Raw genomic sequence first — 20,143 nt, forward strand, 5'->3', positions numbered from 1 at the left:
ACGCCGGACCCCCCTACGGCCCCTGCGACGCCGGACCCGCCTACGGCTCCCGCGACGCCGGGCACGCCTGCGGCTCGTGTGGCGCCGGGTACGCCTCCGGCGGGGGAGACCCCCGCGCCCCCTACGGCGTCCGACCCACCCGCGTCCCCTGCGGCGGCCGATACCCCTCCGGCCCTGTTCTCGGCCCCGGCGGAGGTGGCCGGTGCACCCCCGCCCCCGGCGGCAGCCGTACGTCTGCGTCGGGCCGTCCGGCCCCGGCCCCCGCTGCTCGACCGTGAGGCGGAACGTGGGCGTCTGCGTGAGCTGGTGGAGGCGGTGCGGGCGGGTGAGAGCCGGGTGCTGGTGGTGCGCGGGGAGCCGGGCATCGGCAAGACCGCGCTGCTGGACGAACTCGCCCAACGGGCCGCCCCCCGCGTCCGGGTCCTGCGGATCGCGGGCGTCCAGTCCGAGATCGAGCTGGCCTTCGCCGGACTGCACCAGCTCTGCGCACCGCTCCTGGACCGGCTGCCCGCGCTGCCGGTGCCGCAGCGCCAGGCGTTGCAGGTCGCCTTCGGTCTGAGCGAGGGCCCGCCACCGGACCGTTTCCTGATCGGCCTCGCGGTCCTCGGCCTGCTGTCGGAGCCACCCGAGGGCACGGCCGGGTCGGCGGCCTCCGGCGGCACGGGACGCGGCGCTTCCCACGACGACAGCCGCACGGTCCCCCCGGAGGGCGGCGCCGTACCGCTGCTCTGCCTGGTCGACGACCACCACTGGCTGGATCACGCCTCCGCGCAGGCGCTCGGGTTCGTGGCGCGGCGGCTCGCGGCGGACGCCGTCGGCATGGTGTTCGCCACCCGCACCCCCGCGCCGGAACTGGCCGGGCTGCCCGAACAGCCGCTCGCCGGGCTGCCCGAGCGCAGCGCCCGCGTGCTGCTGGACTCGGTGCTGACCGGACCCCTGGACACCCGGGTACGGGACCAGATCGTCGCCGAGACCGGCGGGAACCCCCTCGCCCTGCTCGAACTGGCCCGCAGCCTGACCCGGGAGCAGCTCGCGGGCGGCTTCGGGCTGGCGGACGCGGTGCCGCTGCCGTACCGGGTGGAGGACGGCTTCGTACGGCGGATCGGGGCGCTGCCGCAGGACACCCGGCGGCTGTTGCTGCTGGCCGCGGCGGACCCGACCGGTGACACCGCGCTGGTGTGCCGGGCGGCCGGGCGGCTGGGCATCGCCCTCCAGGCGGCCGGACCGGCGGAGGAGGCGGGGCTGGCGCGGTTCTCGGCCCGGGTGTGGTTCCGGCATCCGCTGCTGCGGTCGGCGGTCTACCGGTCCGCGGACCCGGCCGAACGGCGGGCGGCCCACGCCGCGCTGGGGGCGGCCACCGAACCCCGGACCGACCCGGACCGGCGCGCCTGGCACCTGGCCCAGGCCGCCACCGGCCGGGACGAGCCGGTCGCCGCCGACCTGGAACGCTCCGCCGGACGCGCCCGCGCCCGCGGCGGACCGGCCGCCGCGGCGGCGATGCTGGAGAAGGCCATCCTGCTGACCGGCGACCCGGTCCGCCGCGGCGACCGTACGCTGGCCGCCGCCGAGGCCCACCTCCAGGCCGGTTCGTACGGCAAGTCCCTGGAACTGCTCTCCTTCGCCGGGGCCGAACCGCTGGACGCGCTCCAGCAGGCCCGGCTCGACATGCTGCGCGGACAGGTCGCCTTCGCCTCCGAACTGGGCTGCCAGGCACCCCCGTTGCTGCTGCGGGCCGCCCGCCGCCTCGAAGTGCTCGATCCGGCGCTCGCCCGGGAGACCTACCTCATGGCCTGGATGGCGGCCATGTTCGCCGGGGGACCGGCCACGGGCGGTGGACTCCCGGAGGTGTCCCTCGCCGCCCGCGCGCTACCGCCGTCCACCGAGCCGGACCGCGCCGAACTCGTGCTGGACGCGCTGTCGTCGATGGTCACGGCGGGCCCGCCCGCGGCGGCACCGGCACTGCGCCGCGCCCTCGCCGCCATGACCGTCCCCGAGGCGTCCCCGGACCTCCGGGACGTCGCCCGCTGGGGCTGGCTGGCGCACGCGGCGGCCGTCGCCCTCTGGGACGTCGACGCCTGGCGCGCCCTGCTGGAACGCGAGACCGCGGCGCTGCGCGCGGCCGGCGCCTTCGATCTGCTGCCCGTCGCCCTGGCGACCCTGACCACCGTCGTCGCCTGGTCCGGCGACCTGGACGGCGCCGCCGAGCTGATCGCCGAGTCCGCCGCCGTCTGCGAGATGACCGGCGCCCGCGCCGACTCCTACGGCCCCGGCCTGCTGGCCGCCCTGCGCGGCGACCGGGCCTCGGCGCTCGCGCTGGCCGAGGAGCTGAGCGGCGGCCCGGCCGTCCCGGACCACCAGGGCCGCGTCGGCTACACCCACTGGACGGCCGCCCTGCTGCACAACGGCCTCGGCGACTACGACGCCGCCCTGAGCGCCGCCACCCGCGCGCTCACCGCGCCGTACGAGCAGTTCACCACCCTGTGGGCGCTGCCCGAGCTGATCGAGGCCGCCGTCCGCGCCGGAACGCCCGAACGGGCCGGTGCCGCCATGGCCCGGCTCACCGAGTCGACCCGGGCGGGCGGCACCGACGCCGGACTGGGCATCGCGGCCCGCTGCCGGGCCCTGCTCGCCGAGGGCGAGGAGGCGCGCCGCCACTACGACGAGGCGGTGGAACGCCTCGCCCGCACCCCGCTGCGGCCCGAACTGGGCCGCGCCCAGCTCGTCTACGGCGAGTGGCTGCGCCGCGCGGGCCGCCGCACCGACGCCCGCACCCAGCTCCGCAGCGCGTACGACACGCTGTCCGCGATCGGTATGAACGCCTTCGCCGAGCGGGCCCGCCGGGAACTCGCGGCGACCGGGGAGACGGTCCGCCGCCGCACCGTGGAGACGGGCGGCGACCTCACCGCGCGCGAAGCCCTGATCGCCCGGCTCGCCCGCGACGGCCGCACCAACCAGGAGATCGGCACGCTGCTCTTCATCAGCGCGCGCACGGTGGAGTGGCATCTGCGGAAGGTGTTCGGGAAGCTCGGCGTCACCTCACGCCGGGAACTGGGAGCGGCGCTGGCCGGGCGCGCGGACGGGATCTCATCGTCGTAACGCGGTTCTACGAGTGCCGTCGTAGTGCGTCGGCCGAGGGGTATCAGCTTGCCTCGGCTGAAGTGTATGAGCGCTGTTATATTAGCGCTGTGATGAATTCGGACGACCCCACGACCCGACCCGACCCCTGGCACGCCCTGCACACGCTGCTCGCCGCCCTGGACGCGGAGATCGAGCAGGTCTATGTCGACCGGGGCATCACCGGTGTGCGGCCCCGGTTCGCGTATCCGCTGATCCGGCTGGCGCACACCGGTCCGCTGACCATCCGCGAGCTGGCCGAGTCCCTGGACCGCTCGCACTCCGCCGTCAGCCAGACCGTCGCCGCCCTGCGCAAGGAGGATCTCGTCACCTCCGAACCCGGCGCGGACGCCCGCACCCGGCGCATCGACCTCAGCGAGCGCGGTCGCGCCCTGGTCCCCTTCCTCGAGGCCGAGTGGCGGGCCACCCACGCCTCCCTGACCGAACTCGACGCCGAGGTCCCTCATCCCCTGACCGAGGTGGTCGAGGAGTTGCGGCGGGCGCTGGACCGGCGTCCGATGCGGCGGCGGGTCCTCGACCATCTCGTCGAGCCCCCGACATGAGGGCGCGCGGCGTCCGGTTCCTCGACACCCGTCCCCTGCGCGCCAGCCGTCCCTTCCGGGACCTGTGGATCGGCACCGCCGCCGCCCAGATCGGCGGCCAGGCGGCCACCGTGGCGGTCCTCGCCCAGGTCTGGGAACTGACCGGCAGTGCGATCGGCACCGGCGCCATCGGCCTCGCCACCGGACTGCCCATGCTGGTCTTCGGGCTGCTCGGCGGCACTCTCGCGGACACCGTCGACCGGCGGTCACTGGTCCGGGCCACCACCGCGGCCCAGTTCACGGCCGCCGTCGCCCTGTGCGCACAGGCCCTCCTCGGCAACCGCAGCGTGCTCCTGCTGCTCACCCTGGTCGCCGCCGGGTCCGCCGCCGCGGCCCTCGGCGCCCCGGCCCGCCGTACCTTCCCCGTCCGGCTGCTCCCCGCCGACCAGGTCGCCTCCGGGCTCGCCCTCACCAGCCTCAGCTTCCAGATATCCATGCTGGCCGGACCCGCCGCGGCCGGTCTGATCATCGCCGTCTGGGGCCTCCCGGCCGCCTACGCCGTCCAGGCCGCCGCCCTGGCGCTCTCGATGCTCGCGGTGATCCGCCTCCCCGCCATGAGACCGGAGGTCACGCCCGCCGAGAAGGACGGCGGCCGGCGTCCTCGGGCCCGGCGCGGCGGGTGGAGCGTCGTCCTGCGCCGCCCCACCTTGTGGGGCTCCCTCGCCACCGATCTCTCGGCGACCCTGCTGGCCATGCCCGTCGCCCTGTTCCCGCTGGTCAACGAGGCCCGCTTCGACGGGAACCCGCAGACGCTCGGGCTGTTCCTGTCCGCCGTCGCCGTCGGAGGCGTCGGCGCGGGTCTCGTCTCCGGGACGGTGACCCGTGTGCGCCGGGCCGGTCTGGTCCAGCTGACCGCCGCCGCTGTCTGGGGTCTGGCCCTGGCCGGGTTCGGTCTCGCCGGACCGCTGTGGCTGACCCTCGGCTGTCTCGCGGTGGCCGGTGCCGCCGACACCGTCTCGGTGATCACCCGCAGTGCCCTGGTCCAGCTGGAGACCCCGGACGCCTTCCGGGGCCGGGTCTCCTCGGTGGAACACGTCATCGGGGTCGCGGGCCCCGAACTGGGCAACTTCCGCGGCGGTCTGGTCGCCTCCGTCACCTCCGCGCCGTTCGCCCTGGCCACGGGCGGTCTCTCCGCGGCGCTGGCCGTCGCCGTGGTGGCCGCCGCCAATGGTCCCCTGCGCGCTTACCGCACCCCGGACCCGCCCGAGGCATCGGGGACATCGCAGAAGGCGGCCAAGACCGCGTCCCACTGACACCGACCGGGGACGCGTGTCAGGTGTACAGCAGCTCCGCCTGCCACGCGGACTCCGGCCGGTGGTGCAGATCGAGGTAGGCGGCGGCCAGGGCCGTGGCGGCGAACCGGGGTTCACCGCCGTCGATACGGCCCGCGACGGTGACGGTGGTGACCTGGACGCCGTTGTCCGGCAGCGCCAGCCGCTGCTTGTGCAGGGCCTGTACATAGGCCCGCAGCGCCGCCTTGCCCACCGACAACGAGGTCCGCTCGGGCGACGGGTCGAGGGCGTAGGCGCCGCCGGTGAAGAGCAGGCTCCCTCGGCCGCCCGCCAGCAGCGGCAGCACCGTCCGGGCGGCGACCATGGCACCGGTGACGTTCACGGCGAGAGCCTCGGCGAACTCCTCCGGCTCCAGACCGGTCGGGGTGTCCGGGACCAGCAGGGCCGCGTTGTACACCAGCAGTTCCGGCGCCCCCAGTTCGTCCGTGGCCCGCACGAGCGCGGCCCGCAGTCCCTCGTGGTCGGTGACGTCCACGGGGTAGGCGCCCGCGGTACGCCCCGCGGCCACCAGAGCGTCCCTGTACTCCTTCAGCCGCCCGGCGCTGCGGCCGAACAGTGCCACCGGGTGCCCGTCGGCGGCGCACGCCCGAGCGAGCGCCAGCCCGAGGCCGGGCCCTACTCCGACGACGAGCGCGGTTCCTTCGCCCATGACTGTCCCTCTCCTCGCGGTCCTTCATGTCTCGCCGGCCCGTCTGGCTTGAGACCTGTTGGGTCGGCACGGCGCCGCGAACACTCTCCGACCAGCCATCTGATCCCCGTTGACGGGTGATCCGATCCGAAGAACCGATTCCAGCAGCGGTGCGCGCGCGAGGGCAGGAACGACCCGGACACCGGGACCGGACATCCCCTACACGGGTGGTTCGTCTCCCGCTTCGCGCCACTCCGCCTCCGTGACGGACAGGTTCGCGCGGGCGATGACGGTGTCGGGATGCTCGTCCCCCAGCAGCCGTTCGGTGTCCGCCACGGTCCGCTCCAGGATGGCGACGGCCTCCCTCATACGCCCGGCCTGCCGGTAGGAGATCGCGAGGTTGGCGCGGGCGGCGACGGTGTCGGGGTGTTCGTCGCCCAGCAGCCGTTCGGTGTCCGCCGCCACCCGCTCCTCGATCGTGATCGCTTCCTCCGTGCGCCCCGCTTGCCAGTAGGAGGCCGCGAGGTTGCCACGGGCGTAGACGGTGTCGGGGTGCTCGTCTCCCAGCAGCCGTTCGGTGTCCGCCACCACCCGCTCCAGGATGGTGATGGCCTCCTCCGCGCGCCCCGCTTGCGAGTAGGACGTCGCGAGGTTGGCGCGGGCGAGGAGGGTGTCCGGGTGTTCGTCCCCCAGGAGCCGTGCCCGGTCGGCCGCCACGCCTTCCTCGATGCCGATGGCTTCGTCCATGCGTCCCGCCTGCGCGTAGGAGGCCGCGAGGTTGGCGCGGGCCAGGACGGTGTCCGGGTGCCCGCCACCGAACAGCCGCTCCCGCTCCACCACCACCCGTTCCTCGATGGTGATGGCTTCGTCCGTGCGCCCCGCCTGCCGGTAGGAGATCGCGAGGTTGGCGCGGGCGTAGACGGTGTCGGGGTGCTCGTCGCCCAGCAGCCGTGCGCTGTCGGCCGCGACCCGTTCCTCGATGGTGATGGCTTCGTCCGTCCGCCCCGCCTCCCGGTAGGAGACCGCGAGATTGGCGCGGGCGATGACGGTGTCGGCATGGTCGCCGCCCAGCAGCCGTTCGGCGCGTTCCGTCATGTGCTGCCAGTAGGCGGTGGCGGTGCCGGGCAGGCCCGCGTCGAGGAGGCTGAGCCCGGAGCGGTAGAGGACGGTGTGTCCTCCGGGATGCCAGAGGTGGTCCCCGGTGTGGTGGGCGAGGGCATCGGTGTTGGCGCGCAGCACGGCGGCCAGGTCGGCGTGGAGCTGGTCGACCTCGGGCCAGATCTCCAGGAGGGCGTCTCCCGCGGTCTCGGTGAGTACGGGGAGTTCCGGGGCGGGGGTGTTCTCGCGGGTGGCGCGGGCGGTGAGGGCGTGGATGCGTATCGCGCGGGGTTCGGCGCGGGTGTCGCAGGTGAGCAGTCCGTAGCGGTGCAGCAGGCGCAGCACGGAGTGGGTTTGGTCCGCGGTGGTCCGGGGTGTGTGGGGGGTGGTGAGGTGGTCGAGGAGGGCTTGGGTGGTCCACAGGGCGTGGGGGTGTCCGGCGGGGTCGAGGAGCGCTGTCAGGCGCAGGACGGGTTCGGCGATCCCCGTGGTGTCGGCGGCGCGGGCGGCGTCGAGGGAGAGGAGGAGGGCGGTGGTGATCTGCCGTCCGTAGCCCTCGGTGTCGGCCCATCGCGGCAGCGCCTCGGCCAGCCGGGTCCGCCGGTCGGTGAAGCGGCGGAGGTAGGCGGCGCAGGTGAGTTCCTCGTTGACCAGGTACGCGGCTGCCAGGCCCAAGGCCAGGGGCAGGTGGCCGAGCGCGTCGGCGAGGGCCGGGGCCTGGTCGTCGAGGAGGTGGCCCATGTTCTCGCCATGCAGGCGTTCGCGCAGGTAGGTGGCGGATTCGTCGGGTTCGTAGACGTCGATGTCGACACGGGCGCGGCCTCCCCCTGTCGGCCCCTTCATCCGGGTGGTGGCCAGGACCCAGCCGGTCCCGGTGCGGCTGACGGGCCACCAGTCACTGAGGGCGGCCGGGTCGGTGAGGTCGTCCAGCACCACCAGCCAGCGCCGCCGTGTGGTCGCGAGCCAGTCGAGCAGGAGGCGGGCGTCGGCGGGTGGGTCCTCGCCGCTGACCCCAGGCAACTGAAGGCGGGCCGCCGTCTGCGCGTACCGGGTGATCACCGTCTGTGGCTCGGTGGCGGGCGCCCATACGACCAGGTCCACGCCCTCCCTGAAGGCGTCGGTGGCGCAGGCCGCGGCCAGTTGGGTCTTGCCGACCCCGCCACCACCCGACAGGACCTGGGACAGCACCACCGATCCGTTGCGTGCCCTGGCCGTGGCGATCCGGTCCCGCAGCGGGCGGCGCGGCTGGAACGCCGAGGCCAGCGCGGGGACCGGACCGACCTCCACCGGCCATGCCACTTCGGCTGTGCCGGGCTGCGTCCGGCCGCTGTCGGCGGTGACCTCCTCCGGCAGGGTCGTGGTCCCGGGATGCCCGTGCCGGATCACGAGGTCGGCGAAGCCGGGCAGGCTCAGCGCCTCGTGGACCGGGACGGCGTGCAGCCGCCGAAAGCCCATGGCCTGGTCGTCCTCGGCCACCACGCCCACCATTCGACCGTGGCAGAAGACCGCGGCCCCCGACGCGCCCTCCCAGGGACGTTCCCTGCCACGGCCGGGACCCGGCCAGACGGGACAGTCCAGCACCCACCCCGACGACGAGGTCGAGACGCCCGCCAACTCGCCCCGCAGATACTCACACTGCGCCTGGCTTCCCGCGTCGGCCGCGAAGGCGGGGAAGCCCGCCCCCTCGAACGGCACCGGCACCACCCCGCCCGGCCGACCCCACCGCACCGGCACCACACCGGTCTCCACCGGCTCGTCCAGCCACAGCAGCGCCACGTCCAGCGCGTCGGCGGACGGGACGCCCCCGCGCGGGTCCGGCCAGCACACCTGCGCACCCCGGCCGACCGGACCGGCCCCGTACCGCGGATGCCCGACCCGCGCTTCGACCCGCCCCGCCCACCGCCCCTCCCGGCACACGACATGAAGCGCGGTCAGAACGAGCTGCGGACCGATCAGATAGCCCGAACCACATCCGCCCGGATCACCGGTACGGACCAGGACGAGACGCTCCGGCTCCACCTCACGCCCCCCACGACCGGGACGCCCCACGGTCCGACGCATCGGCGCCCGCGCTCCGCGCCTCGGGGCCGCCCGGGTCGGGAAGTCCCTCGCCGGCGCGGCTGATCCCGGCGCGCGGACTGCCCAGCGCCGTGTGCGAGCCCGGCTGCGATCCCTGCAACGCCCCACTCCGCGCCGTGTGCGACTCCGGCCGCGATCCCCGCAACGCCCCACCCCGCGCACCGTCCAGTGCCGTGTGCGGCTCCGGCCGCGATCCCCGCAACGCCCCACCCCGCGCACCGTCCAGTGCCGTGTGCGGCTCCGGCCGCGATCCCCGCAACGCCCCACCCCGCGCCCCACCCAGTGCCGTGTGCGGCTCCGGCCGCGATCCCTGCCACGTCCCACCCCGCGCCGCCTGCGGCTCCGGCCGCCATCCCCCCAACGCCCCACCCCGCCACATCGCCTCGGCCACTGCTTCCCCCTCGCACTGCGGCGCCCGTCCCCACCGATCCGAAGGCAGTCTGTCCGAACCGGCCCGCCCGCGCAGAGTTTCACCCCACCAGGTCGGCACGGGGCGCCGAGTGCCGATGCTGTCGGCAGCCGCGCCGTCGAAGGCGCTCACCCCAGCACGGCGCGCCCCGATCGCACCCCACCGCCGTCCATCGGCGTACCCCGGACCCCCGAGACCCCGCCCGTCACTCCTCCGACGCCCCCGGCGCGTCGCCGAGACCGACCCTCATGCCGTGCATACCGCGCTGGACGTCGATGAGGCTCTCCTCGGCCCGACCCAGCGCGCGGCGGGTCCGTTCCGGGTCGCCGTCCTCGGCGTGGCCGTGGGCCCTGAGGAGGTACACCGCGGTCATGAGCGCGGCGAAGGCCGCCGCCCTGCCCGGAGGCGGCTGCGCGCCGCCCTCCGACTGCGTGACCCGCAGGGCGGTGCGCCGCAGGCGGTTGGTCAGGACGTCGGACGTCACATCGGCGTCGGCGCCGACCTGCTCGGCCCAGCCCAGCATGGCGTCGAGGAGGTCCGCGCTCTCCTGCTCCCGGGGCAGCCGGGTCGCCGCGGTGATCTCCAGCTCCACCTCGGCGAGCAGACTGCCCAGCAGCCGCAGACGGTCCTCGTCACACGGCGGGACCTCTTGATCGGCCACCGGCCCGGCTCTCAGAGCGGCCAGCGCCGCCTGGACATGGTCCACGTCGGCTGGACGCCCGCTGCTGGCACCCATAGGGCCCAGTGTCCCTCTCCGCGGAGGCGATCGCCAACGGGATCTTCACGATCGGGAACCGGGTCTGAGCAGCGAAGCGGCTCATGCGAGAGTGGGCGCATGACCGGACCGGAGAGCACGCTCGTAGAAGTTGACGACGTCGAGGAACTCGCCCTGGACGGGCTGCGCTGGCTCACCGCGGCGGCGCGGGAGACCGCCGGGGGAGGGCTCGCCTGGCCCGCCGTGCCGTCCGACGACGAGCCCGACTTCGCGCTCTACGGCGGCACGGCCGGGATCGTCCCCACGCTCCTGGAGGCATGGCGTCACTTCGGCGACGACTCCTACGCCGACGCCGCCCTGCGCGCGGCCCGCGCCCTCGCGGACACGGTCGACGCCCCCGGCGACGACTCCCTCTACTTCGGCCGGACCGGAAAGGCCGTCGTCCTGAAGGCCGTTCACGACCAGCTCGGCGACCCCGCCGCCGGGGCCGCCGCGCGGCGCGCGCTGGAGGCCATCCGCGCCCACTTCGACGGGGAACGCTGGGGCGAGCTGTACGAGCTGATGGGCGGCAACGCGGGCATCGGCCTCGGCGCGCTGCTGGTCGGCGACGCCGAACTGGCGGTGCTCGCCGTGGAGCCGTATCTGCGGACGGCGGAGCGGACCCCGGCCGGGGTCCAGTGGCCGCACCGCCCCGGTGTCGAGTCCCGGCTGCACCATCTGTCCCACGGCACGCTCGGTATCGCCCTGGCACTGGCCAGGATCGGGGCCGCCACCGGCCGCGCGGACCTGGTCGAGCTGGCCCTGAGCGGTGTCGCGGACGTGGTCGCCCGGGACGAGGCGGACCCGGAGGGCTTCCTCGTACCGCACTCCACCCCGCAGTTCCGGCCCGATGTGGTCGAACCCGTCAGCTACGGCTGGTGCCACGGTCCCGCCGGGGACGCGCAGGTCTTCCGGCTGCTGCGCGAGATCACCGCCGACCGCCGCTGGTCCGCCCTCGCCGACCGCTGCTGGCACACGGTCGTCCACTCCGGTCTGCCGCGGCGGCTGCGCCCCGGCTTCTGGGACAACTCCGGCCGCTGCTGCGGCACCGCGGGCGTCCTGGCCCTGGCCGGGGACCGTATCGCCGAGCAGGGCGAGCCCCATGACTTCGCCCGGCTCCTCGTCGCCGACCTCACCGCCCGTGCGATCCGCGACGGCGACGGCGCCCGCTGGTCCCACTTCGAGTACCGGTCCACTCCGGGCGACCTCGAACCCACCACCGGCTGGGCGGGCGGCAACGCGGGCATCGTCCGCGAACTCCTGCGCTTCGTACGGCTGAGCCGTGGCGGCGACCCCCGTTACGCGTTCCCCTGGCCGGACCAGCCCCAGGTGCCCGCCCCGGCCTGAAGCACGGGTCAGGGCCGACGGGCCAGCAGACAGGCGTGCGGTCGCTTGACCCGTCCGTCGGGCTGCTGTTCCAGGCGGGCGACGACGGTGAGCCCGGCCTGTTCCAGCAGGCCGACCATCTGGTCCAGCGGCAGCAGATGCGACTCGTAGGAGACCGGACGGCCGTAGCTCCGGGTCGGCTGGAGCCGTTCGTCGCCGACGTAGTCGCCCCAGAGCAGATGGCCGCCCGGCGCCAGCGTGCGGTGGAACTCGGCCAGGACCGTCGGCAGCCACCGCGCAGGTGTGTGGTGGGTGGAGTACCAGGCCAGGATGCCGCCCAGGGTGGCGTCCCCCGTCTCCAGCGCGGTCATCGAGCCCTCGGTGAAGCGCAGTTCGGGATGGGCCCGCCGGGCCAGTCCGATCATGGCCGGGGACACATCGACGCCGAAGGCGGTCACACCGAGACCGGCCAGGTACGCCGTCACACGGCCGGGGCCGCACCCCAGGTCCGCGACCGGCCCCAGCCCGGCCGTCCGCACCAGCTCGGCGAACGCCGCCAGCATCGCGCGGGACAGCGGGTCCAACGCGGCGGGCGGCGGGACGTGTTCGACGTAGTCGGCGGCGATGGTGTCGTACGACTCGCGGACGGCGGTCAGGAAGGAGGGTTCAGACAAGGGCTCAGGCAAGGGCTCAGGCAAGGGCTCAGACATGCGGGCGACCCTAGAGCAGGGGTCTGACACAGCCGGTCAGGGTCGGTCCGCCGCCTCGGTCTCCCCGCCCCGGCTGCGCTGATAGTGACGGCGCGCCTTCATACGGTTGCCGCACACCGCCATCGAGCACCAGCGCGCGCGGTCGGTCCTGCTGCGGTCGATGAGGAAGAGCCGGCACTCGGGGTTGGCGCACGCCCGGAGCCTGCCCGGCAGCAGCTCCTGTACGGCGCTCCAGGTCAGGACCGCCTCCACGGCCATACGGCGGGGCGCCGGGACGTCCAGGTCCCAGGAGACGCCCTCCGCCGTGAGGCGCGGGGCGGCGGTGACGCCGGTCAGGAGCGGGGCCAGTGACGCGGGCGGGCGCTCGCCGCGCGCCACGAGCTGGAGCGCGTCGCGGGCCGCGACGAGACGGCGGCGCTCCTCGGCGGAACCGGTGCCGCCGCGCTCCCGCTGCCAGGACCGGGCCGCCGCCGGGTCGGCCAGCAGATCCCGGGCGACGCCGTCGACCACGGGCGTGCTGTTGAGCAGGTCGAGCAGCACATCCTGCCGCGCTCGATCCGTCACTGCGGCACCTCTCACCATCATCGTCCTCCCGGCTCTCCCCGCCCACTCTACCGTTCTAACCACCTCGCTGCGATTGACAGGTTAGATGAGTCATGCTCGACTGAAGGTGTTGTAACCGGTGAAACTCGATTAAGGGGTTAGGTCATCATGGCTCCCGCAGTGCATCACCGCACCACCACCGTCGACGGCCTCGATGTCTTCTACCGCGAGGCCGGCGACCCGGACGCCCCCGTCGTCGTCCTGCTCCACGGCTTCCCGACCAGCTCGCACATGTTCCGGCAGCTGATCCCCGCGCTCGCCGACCGCTACCACGTGATCGCCCCCGACCACATCGGCTTCGGCCAGTCGGCGACCCCCTCCCCGCAGGAGTTCCCGTACACCTTCGACGCGCTCACCGACATCACCGAGGCGCTGCTCGACGGGCTCGGCGTGGACCGGTTCGCGATGTACGTGCAGGACTACGGCGCCCCCATCGGCTGGCGGCTCGCCCTGCGCTCCCCGCACCGCGTCACCGCGATCGTCACCCAGAACGGCAACGCCTACGAGGAGGGCTTCGTCAAACCCTTCTGGGAGGGCGTCTTCGGCTACGCCGAGAACCCCGGACCGGAGACCGAGAAGGCCATGCGCGGCGCCCTGACCCTGGAGTCCACCCGCTGGCAGTACGAGCACGGCGTCCCCGACCCCAGCCTCGTCAGCCCCGACACCTGGGTCCATGACCAGGCCCTCCTCGACCGGCCCGGCAACGACGAGATCCAGCTCGCCCTGTTCCGCGACTATCCCACCAACGTCGACCTCTACCCCCGGGTCCACCAGTACTTCCGCGACTCCAGGGTCCCGCTGCTCGCCGTCTGGGGAGCGGGCGACGCGATCTTCGGCCCGGCCGGGGCCGAGGCGTTCCGGCAGGGCCTGCCCGACGCGGAGATCCACCTCCTGGACACCGGCCATTTCGCCCTGGAGACCCATCTCGACACCATCGCGGACCACATCCGTGACTTCCTCGGGCGGCTGCCCGGCTGACCCCGCACGGGGACGGGACTTACCGCCCCGGGCGCCGACCGGCCTTGGTAGCGTCGGAGCGTGCCGGACCGGACGGCCCGGTGCGCCGACCGACCGAGAGAGACCTGATGCCCCCGACGATCCGCAGGGCCGTGATCCCCGCCGCCGGACTCGGCTCCCGTCTGCTGCCGCTGACCAAGGCGATCCCGAAGGAGATGCTCCCGGTCGGCGACAAGCCGGTCATCGAGCACACCGTCCGGGAACTGGTGGACTCCGGGATCACCGACATCACCATCGTCGTGTCCGGCGGCAAAGGGCTGATCCAGGATCACTTCCGGCCCAGCACCGGCCTGGTGGACCAGTTGCGCGCCGACGGCAAGACCGTCTACGCGGACGCGGTGGAGGAGGTCGCCGAGCTGGCCCGGCGCGGTCACATCACCTACCTGGACCAGCGCGGACCGTACGGCAACGGCACCCCCGTCCTCAACGCCGCCCGCAGCTTCGGCGACGAACCCGTCCTCGTGCTCTGGCCCGACGACGTGTTCGTCGCCGAGGTACCGCGCGCCCAGCAGCTCATCCGCGCCTACGAACAGACCGGCTGCCCGGTGCTGGCCCTGCTCCCCATGGACCGTGAGGAGTCACAGCGCTACGGCGTGCCCAAGGTCAAGGAGGACCTGGGCGGCGGCCAGCTGCGCATCACCGGCCTGGTGGAGAAGCCCCAGCCCGCCGACGCCCCCTCCGAGTACGCCGCGATCGGCGGCTATGTCATCACCCCGGGCATCGTGGAGGAACTGCGCGAGCAGACCCGCCGCTGGTACGAGTCACGGGACAAGGGCCTGCCGGTCGGCGAGGTCTACCTCACCGACGCGATCAACGCCTACGCCGCCGACCGCGCGGTCTACGGCCAGGTCATCCAGGGCACCTGGTACGACACCGGCAACCCCGCCGACTACCTCGTGGCCCAGATGGCCCACGCCCTGGCCCACCCCGAGTACGGCCGCGTCCTGCGCGACCTGGTGCAGCGGATCGACGGCGCCGAAGGCGTCTGAACGGGTCCGGTCGGACGGGGCGGGGCCGCGCGCTCTTGTCACACCGCGGTCGTGCTCGCGTGGCCGTGTCATGCGGTCCCGTCACACCGTGGTCCCGCTCGCGGATGTGCGGACGCGAACGGTGCCGGGAGGCACCCGGTGCCGGAGGCGGGACGCCGTCCCGGCGGTCCGCACATCACCGTATCCGCCGACTTGGACCAGTTTGGCGCGGACCATTGACAAGGCTCGACACCCGCCCATAGCTTCGGGCCCACCAACACCGGTCGATGGGCAACACGCGATCGGTGTGAGCGCGGAGGCGCTCGACGGAGACCAGTTGCATGCCGACCAGGCGTGCGACGAGCTGGCCGGCGACCCCAGTCCCACAGCCAGTGGAGGTCTCGCGCGTGAAGGTCGTACTCCATCGCACACACGGCGGTCTGGAAGTTCTCCAGGTCGCGGATGTCCCCCTGCCCGAGCCGGGTCCGGACGAGGTGCTCGTCCGGGTCGCGGCCTGCGGCCTCAACCATCTCGATGTCCTCCAGCGGCGCGGACCGGGACTCATCCCCGGCTTCAAGCTGCCGCACATCAGCGGCATGGACATCGCCGGTACCGTCGCCGCGGTCGGCCCGGCCGGCTCAGGTCCCGCCGGTGATCCCACCGTGCTCACCGAGGGCGCCCGGGTCGTGGTGAACCCGGCCGTGCCCTGCGACCGCTGCGAGAGCTGCACCGCCGGAGCCGACGGTCGCTGCCCCAACGCCGGAGTCATCGGCGCCACCCTCGACGGCGGCTACGCCGAGTACGTCCTCGTACCGGCCGCCAATGTGCACCCGGTGCCGGACGATGTCGACCTGGTCGACGCGGCCGTCGTACCGACGATCTGGATGACCGCCTGGCACGCGCTCGTCGAGACCGGCAAGGTCAGGCTCGGTGAGACGGCGCTGATCCACGCCGCGGGCAGCGGGGTCAGCACCGCGCTGATCCAGCTCGCCAAGGCCGCCGGAGCCCGGGTCGTCACCACGGTCAGCTCCGACGAGAAGGCCGAGTACGCGCGTGACCTGGGCGCCGATGTCGTGGTCAACTCGACCACCGGTGATGTCGTGGCGGCCGTGCGCGAGTTCACCGGCGGCCGGGGGGCCGACCTGGTGCTCGACCATGTCGGACCGGCCACCTGGAACACCGGTGTCTACAGCCTCGCCCCGCGCGGACGGCTGGTGTTCTTCGGCAACACGACCGGCAACCGGGCCGAGTTCGACCTCGTCTACGCCTACCACTTCGGGCTCCAGCTGCTCGGCTCGGACCCCTACGACCGGCGTGAGTTCGCCGCCATGCTCGACGCCTACTGGGCCTCGCCGTTCCGCACCCCCATCGACAGCGAGTTCGCGCTGACCGAGGCCGCTGCGGCACAGGAGCGGATGGAGTCCCGGCGGGCGACCGGCAAGATCGTGCTGCGGCCGTGAGCACGGTCCCCGCGACCCAGGCACCGCCGAGCCCCGCGCCGGTCTGGGACGTGATCAACGGCTTCGCGTCCTACTGGGCGCTCTCCGCCGCGCTCGACCTCGGTCTGTTCGACGCCCTGGCGAAGGACCCCGGGACCGGGCTGGACGCCGGGCAGCTCACGGCCGTGACCGGGGCGGCCGGTCCCGGCCCGGTGACCGTGCTCGCCGAGACCCTGGTGGCGCTGGACCTGCTCACCGCCGACGAGGACCGCTTCCGGCTCACGCCCGCCGCCGAGCGCTATCTCGTCTCCACGGCGCCCGCCTCCATGGCGGCCCTGGCCCGGTACTCGCCCGGACCACTGGCCGCCTGGCCGGGGCTGGCCGAGACCGTCCGGACGGGGGCGCCCGGTCCCGGCGTCCCGGAAGCCCTCACCGCGCTGTATCCGGCGCTGGTGCGGGCGACCGGCCCGACCCAGTCCGGGGTGGCCACGGCGGTCGCCGCCGAACTGGAGCGGCGCGGGCTGTGGCCCGAGGAGCCGACGGTAGTCGACCTGGGCTGCGGCTCGGGGGCGTGGCTCACCGCGCTGCTGGGCACCCGGCCGCACGCCAGGGCCGTCGCGGTCGACCTCCCGAACGTGCTGCCCGTCGCCGAGGCGGCGGCCGGGGACGCCGGGCTGGGGGAGCGGGTGACCGCGGTCGCCGGGGACTATCTCGACACCGCGCTGCCCGTCTCCAGAGCCGATGTGGTGGTCCTGGCGCACGTCCTGCGCGCCGAGCCGCCCGAGCGGGCCCGGCGACTGGTGGCCCGCGCGGTGGAACTGGCCGGTACGGACGGGGTGGTCGTGGTCGCCGACTACTGGCGCCCCGATCCGCCCGCCACGGGCTCCGCCACGGGGGAGGACGCCGGCGCCGCTTCGGGGGACGGCACCGGCTCCGCCTCGGGGGAGGACGCCGGCGCCGCTTCGGGGGACGGCACCGGCTCCGCCTCGGGGGACCGCACCGGCGCCGCTTCGGGGGACGGCAGCGGCACTCCCGAGGACCGCACTCCCGAGGACCGCACCGCCGTCTGCGCAGCCGCCCGGCACGAGCTGCTGCTCTCCCTCACCATGCTGGCCTCCACCGCGGGACTCGGCGTCAGCGCCGCCGACCTGCGCACCTGGGCCGAGGCCGCCGGTGCCGACGTCACCGACTCCTTCGCACCGGTACCGCGCCAGCACATCCGTCTCATCCGTTCCCGCATCCGTTCCCGCACCCCGGAGGCCACCTCGTGAACTCCCCGAGCACCACGGCACCCGCCGACACCCTGATCGTCAACACCCTCGTCGTCACCATGGACGACTCCCGCCGGGTGATCACCGACGGGGCGCTCGCCCTCAAGGACGACAAGATCGTGGCCGTCGGCAAGACCGACGAGATCACCGCCCGGTGGCACAGCGACACCGTCATCGCGGGGGAGCGGTTCGTCGTCACCCCCGGACTGATCAACACCCATGTCCACATCACCGGCGAACCCCTCACCCGCGGCTTCGTCCCCGACGACACCCCGTTCCTGGAGAACGTCTTCGAGTGGCTCACCCCGATCCACACCCACTACACCGAGGACGACGAGCACATCTCCGCCCAGCTCGCGGCGCTGGAGATGCTCAAGAGCGGCACGACCTCGTTCCTGGAAGCCGGGACGATCCGGTTCATCGACCCGGTGGTCGAGGCGCTCAGCGAGATCGGCATCCGCGCCCGTGTCGGACCCTGGGCCTGGGACCTCGTACCCGAGCCCGAGATCCTGCGGATGACGACCGCCGAGGCCATCGCCCGGCTCACCGACACCATGGCCAAGTACGGTTCGGTCGCCGACGGACGGGTCCAGGCATGGCCCATCATCATCGGCCACACCTGTTGCAGCGATGAACTCTGGCGCGCCGCCAAGGCGCTCTCGCTGGAGCACGGCACCGGGTTCAGCGCCCATATGTCACCCGCGGCGATGGACCCCGAGGGCTTCCTCGCGGCGTTCGGACAGCGCCCGATGGTGCACCTCGACGAACTCGGCGTCCTGGACCGCAATGTGGTGCTGACCCACGCCGTCCATGTGGACGACGACGAGGTGGCCCGTCTCGCCCGCACCGGGACGAGCATCTCGCACTGTCCGACCACCGCCCTCAAGGTGTCCTACGGGGTCACCCAGATCGGCAAGTTCCCCGAGATGGTGGCCGCCGGAGTCAATGTGGCCATCGGCACCGACGGCAACAACGCCTCCAACTACCACGACCTGATGCGCGCCACCTATCTGGTCGCGGGACTGTTCAAGGACGCCCGGCGCGACGCCACGATCTTCCCCGCCGAGGACGCCTTCGCGATGGCGACCCGGGGCGGGGCCCGCGCCCTCCAGGCCGAGCACGAGATCGGCTCGATCGAGCCGGGCAAGAAGGCCGACCTGGTGCTGCACGACACCCACCGGCCCGAATGGCGTCCACTGCACAACGTGGCGAACCAGCTCGTCTGGTCCGCCGACGGGCGGGGCGTGCACACCGTGTTCGTCGACGGGCGGCGGGTCGTGGACGACTACCGCTGCACCACCATCGACGAGGACGCGCTGCTGCGCCGCGCCCAGACCGCGGGCGAGGGCATCGTCGCCCGCTCCGGCCTGCCCGACCGGGCCAAGTGGCCCACGGTGTGACCACCGGCCGGGCAATCAACCGGCCATCAACCGGGCCATCAACCGAGCAGTCAATCGAGCAATGAGTGAGTGAGGAGAACCATCATGGCTGAACTGACCGAACCCCGCTGGACCCATGTCGCCCTCCCTGTCAGCGACCTGGACCGGTCGATCGAGTTCTACGAGCGCATCACCCCGCTGGTGCTGGTCACCAAGAACGTGGACAGCAACGGACGCGGTGCCTGGCTGTCCAACAAGGGGCAGGTCGACTCGCCGCTCGTCCTGGTCCTGGCCGAGTTCATCCCCGAGGTCGGGGCGCGCTTCGGCATCGAGCCGGGCAAGCAGGTGACGACGCTGGCGCCGTTCGCGCACATCGGCATCGAACTGCCGAACCGCGAGGATGTCGACGCGGTCGCCGCCAAGGCGCGGGAGACCGGCAATCTGCGCTGGGAACCGGTGGAGATGGCCGCCCACATCGGTTACATCTGCGCCGTCAACGACCCCGACGGCAACACCATCGAGTTCTCGCACAACCAGAAGGTGTTCTCGACCATCCAGGAACTCTGGGGCTGACACCTGACTGTGCCGCGAGCCCCGGTCCCCGAGCGGACCGGGGCTCGCGGCACATCCGCGCCCGGTTAGCCTGGGCCCCATGGGGGTCATCAGAGAGCTGCCGACGCTCGCCGCGGGCGAGGTGGACGTGCCCTTCGTGATCCAGGGGTACGAGGAGGTCGTCGCCGACGACACCGCCTGGACCGACCACGCCCACCCCTGGCACGAACTGCTGTGGAACGAGCGCGGCGCCTCCACCGCCGTGGTGGGCACCCAGGTGTGGTGCGTCACCCCGACCCTGGGACTGTGGATGCCCGCGGGCCAGCTGCACTCCGCGTCCGCCGTCGCCGGGACCGCCTACCGCGCCCACTTCTTCCGGCACGGCACCACTTCGGCCCTGCCCGACGTACCGGTGGCCGTGGAGATCACGCCCTTGCTGCGGCTGCTCCTCGAACGGCTGGGGGAGCCCGACCTGTCCGCGCACTCCCGCGCGGTCACCGAGGCCATGGTGCTCGACGTGCTACGGCCCTCGCCCCGCGCGCTGCTGGTGCTGCTGCCCACCTCCGCGCTGCTGCGCCCGATCGTGGACGCGGTCCGGGCCGACCCCTCCCATCAGCGCACCCTCACCGGCTGGGCCACCGCCCTCGGATGCAGCGACCGCACGCTGACCCGGGCGTTCCGGGTGGAGACCGGGACCACGTTCGCCCGCTGGGTCGCCTCGGTGCGGGCCCAGCACGCGGTCCAGTTGCTGTCCCGGGGAGTGGAGGTCGAGGAGGTGGCCGAGGCGGTCGGCTACCGCTCGGCCAGCGCCTTCGGGGCGGCCTTCCGGCGGACCACGGGGACCACGCCCGGCCGGTTCCGGGCGGGCTGACGGGCCATGGGCGCTCCCTGAAGCAACCTGA

The 20,143-nt window shown here is 73.7% G+C and carries 16 protein-coding genes; 11 read left to right on the forward strand and 5 right to left on the reverse strand.

Features of this window, described 5'->3' with window-relative positions; translation table 11 throughout:
• Positions 1-195: 195 nt before the first annotated feature.
• The 3 genes from AB0D49_RS20485 to AB0D49_RS20495 all read left to right on the forward strand — a co-directional run bounded on the left by AB0D49_RS20485 (position 196) and on the right by AB0D49_RS20495 (position 4,969).
• The gene (locus AB0D49_RS20485; protein ID WP_362759086.1) at positions 196-3,096 is read left to right on the forward strand and encodes an AAA family ATPase; all 2,901 of its coding nucleotides are present in this window, start codon (positions 196-198) and stop codon (positions 3,094-3,096) included.
• Between the two features lie 92 nt (positions 3,097-3,188).
• On the forward strand, positions 3,189-3,677 hold the full coding sequence (locus AB0D49_RS20490) for a MarR family transcriptional regulator (RefSeq protein WP_362759515.1): 489 nt from the start codon (positions 3,189-3,191) through the stop codon (positions 3,675-3,677).
• Positions 3,674-4,969, forward strand: a complete 1,296-nt coding sequence (locus AB0D49_RS20495; RefSeq protein WP_362759088.1) for an MFS transporter — start codon at positions 3,674-3,676, stop codon at positions 4,967-4,969. The genes AB0D49_RS20490 and AB0D49_RS20495 overlap by 4 nt, the downstream gene beginning before the upstream one ends.
• Before the next feature lie 19 nt (positions 4,970-4,988).
• Here the strand turns inward: AB0D49_RS20495 and AB0D49_RS20500 are convergent, their stop codons facing one another.
• The 3 genes from AB0D49_RS20500 to AB0D49_RS20510 all read right to left on the reverse strand — a co-directional run bounded on the left by AB0D49_RS20500 (position 4,989) and on the right by AB0D49_RS20510 (position 9,958).
• Positions 4,989-5,657, reverse strand: coding sequence for an SDR family NAD(P)-dependent oxidoreductase (locus AB0D49_RS20500; RefSeq protein WP_362759090.1), 669 nt, complete (start codon positions 5,655-5,657; stop codon positions 4,989-4,991).
• Between the two features lie 198 nt (positions 5,658-5,855).
• Entirely contained in the window at positions 5,856-8,753 is a 2,898-nt protein-coding gene (locus AB0D49_RS20505) for a tetratricopeptide repeat protein (RefSeq protein ID WP_362759092.1), read from the reverse strand.
• 674 nt (positions 8,754-9,427) lie between these two features.
• Positions 9,428-9,958: a hypothetical protein gene (locus tag AB0D49_RS20510; RefSeq protein ID WP_362759094.1), complete on the reverse strand. Its 531-nt coding sequence runs from the start codon at positions 9,956-9,958 to the stop codon at positions 9,428-9,430.
• Positions 9,959-10,057: 99 nt separating this feature from the next.
• Here AB0D49_RS20510 and AB0D49_RS20515 point away from each other — a divergent pair, with 99 nt between their 5' ends.
• Complete coding sequence (locus tag AB0D49_RS20515) at positions 10,058-11,323, forward strand: lanthionine synthetase LanC family protein (RefSeq protein ID WP_362759096.1); 1,266 nt, start codon at positions 10,058-10,060, stop codon at positions 11,321-11,323.
• Positions 11,324-11,331: 8 nt separating this feature from the next.
• Here the strand turns inward: AB0D49_RS20515 and AB0D49_RS20520 are convergent, their stop codons facing one another.
• On the reverse strand, positions 11,332-11,976 hold the full coding sequence (locus tag AB0D49_RS20520; RefSeq protein ID WP_362759098.1) for a class I SAM-dependent methyltransferase: 645 nt from the start codon (positions 11,974-11,976) through the stop codon (positions 11,332-11,334).
• 72 nt (positions 11,977-12,048) lie between these two features.
• The gene (locus AB0D49_RS20525) at positions 12,049-12,594 is read right to left on the reverse strand and encodes a CGNR zinc finger domain-containing protein (protein ID WP_362759517.1); all 546 of its coding nucleotides are present in this window, start codon (positions 12,592-12,594) and stop codon (positions 12,049-12,051) included.
• Between the two features lie 129 nt (positions 12,595-12,723).
• Between AB0D49_RS20525 and AB0D49_RS20530 the strand changes: the two genes are divergently transcribed.
• From AB0D49_RS20530 to AB0D49_RS20560, 7 genes are all read left to right on the forward strand, one after another.
• Complete coding sequence (locus tag AB0D49_RS20530) at positions 12,724-13,593, forward strand: alpha/beta hydrolase (RefSeq protein WP_362759100.1); 870 nt, start codon at positions 12,724-12,726, stop codon at positions 13,591-13,593.
• Between the two features lie 107 nt (positions 13,594-13,700).
• On the forward strand, positions 13,701-14,621 hold the full coding sequence (locus tag AB0D49_RS20535; protein WP_362759102.1) for a UTP--glucose-1-phosphate uridylyltransferase: 921 nt from the start codon (positions 13,701-13,703) through the stop codon (positions 14,619-14,621).
• Positions 14,622-15,007: 386 nt separating this feature from the next.
• Positions 15,008-16,060 (forward strand): zinc-binding dehydrogenase, encoded by a 1,053-nt coding sequence (locus AB0D49_RS20540; RefSeq protein WP_362759104.1) that lies wholly within the window; start codon positions 15,008-15,010, stop codon positions 16,058-16,060.
• On the forward strand, positions 16,057-17,310 hold the full coding sequence (locus AB0D49_RS20545; RefSeq protein WP_362759106.1) for a methyltransferase: 1,254 nt from the start codon (positions 16,057-16,059) through the stop codon (positions 17,308-17,310). Before AB0D49_RS20540 ends, AB0D49_RS20545 begins: the two co-directional genes overlap by 4 nt.
• Positions 17,307-18,710 carry an amidohydrolase family protein gene (locus tag AB0D49_RS20550; RefSeq protein ID WP_362759108.1) on the forward strand — a complete coding sequence of 468 codons (1,404 nt, stop codon included), beginning with the start codon at positions 17,307-17,309 and terminating at the stop codon, positions 18,708-18,710. Before AB0D49_RS20545 ends, AB0D49_RS20550 begins: the two co-directional genes overlap by 4 nt.
• 84 nt (positions 18,711-18,794) lie before the next feature.
• Positions 18,795-19,262: a VOC family protein gene (locus AB0D49_RS20555; RefSeq protein ID WP_362759110.1), complete on the forward strand. Its 468-nt coding sequence runs from the start codon at positions 18,795-18,797 to the stop codon at positions 19,260-19,262.
• A gap of 79 nt (positions 19,263-19,341) precedes the next feature.
• Positions 19,342-20,112, forward strand: a complete 771-nt coding sequence (locus tag AB0D49_RS20560; RefSeq protein ID WP_362759112.1) for an AraC family transcriptional regulator — start codon at positions 19,342-19,344, stop codon at positions 20,110-20,112.
• Positions 20,113-20,143 lie beyond the last annotated feature (31 nt).

The organism is Streptomyces sp. NPDC048290, assembly GCF_040652095.1.
Taxonomy (GTDB): domain Bacteria; phylum Actinomycetota; class Actinomycetes; order Streptomycetales; family Streptomycetaceae; genus Streptomyces.